Origin of the sequence: Sphingomonas lycopersici (assembly GCF_026130605.1) — a bacterium.
GTDB lineage: Bacteria > Pseudomonadota > Alphaproteobacteria > Sphingomonadales > Sphingomonadaceae > Sphingomonas > Sphingomonas lycopersici.
On record NZ_JANFAU010000033.1, the window covers coordinates 1 to 916 of the forward strand.

Genomic DNA, 916 nt, shown 5'->3' on the forward strand with positions numbered 1-916 from the left:
TCTTCGCCCTCACCACAGGCGCGGGCCTGCTGCTGGGGCATAGCGTCGGCTTCCACCGGCGCCTTATCCACCGCAGCTTCGAATGCCCGCGCGCGGTCGAATATATCCTGGTCTGGTTTGGCGCGGCGGTCGGCATGAGCGGTCCTTTCTGGATGATACGCACCCACGACCTCCGCGACTGGGCACAGCGGCAGAGCGATTGCCACGATTATCTCGCTCACCGCCGCCCGATGCTGATCGACGCCTGGTGGCAGCTCCATTGCCGGCTGGAACTGGAACGTCCGCCCGCCTTCGAACTGGGGCGCGTCGGCGCCGATTCCTTCTATCGTTTCCTCGATCGCAGCTGGATGGCGCAGCAACTGCCGATCGCAGGACTGCTCTTTCTGTTCGGCGGCTGGGGCTGGGTTGCGTGGGGGGTGTGCCTGCGCATCACCGTGTCGGTGACCGGGCACTGGTTCATCGGCCATCTTGCGCATCGCCATGGTCCGCAGAGCTGGCTGGTCAAAGACGCGGGCGTGCAGGCGCATGATGTCCCCTGGGCCGCGATCCCGACGATGGGCGAAGCCTGGCACAATAATCATCACGCCTTCCCTGGGTCGGCACGGATCGGCCTTCATCCGGGGCAGAGCGACTGGGGCTATGCGTTCATCCGGATGCTCGAACGGCTCGGCCTCGCCTGGAACGTTGTCCTGCCGGAGCATCTCGGGCGCGCCGGCATGCTGACCCGCGTGACGCAGGACGCCCGCCCGGTCGTATCGGCTCGCGCGCATCTCGGGGGAGCGTAAAATCATGGCACCCTTCAAAGCCTTCGCCGGCGAGACCGGCCCGCTCCGCTACGCGCTCGCGGCGTCATTGCTCCTGCTGGCGCAACCCCTTTCAGTGATGTTGATATTTCACATTGCGGGCTGGCCGCTGG

At 65.9% G+C, this 916-nt stretch carries 1 protein-coding gene; it reads left to right on the forward strand.

Annotated elements, in window-relative coordinates; translation table 11 throughout:
- On the forward strand, positions 1–785 hold a 785-nt coding region (locus NED98_RS23110; RefSeq protein WP_265314688.1), incomplete at its 5' end, for an acyl-CoA desaturase.
- Positions 786–916: the final 131 nt, after the last annotated feature.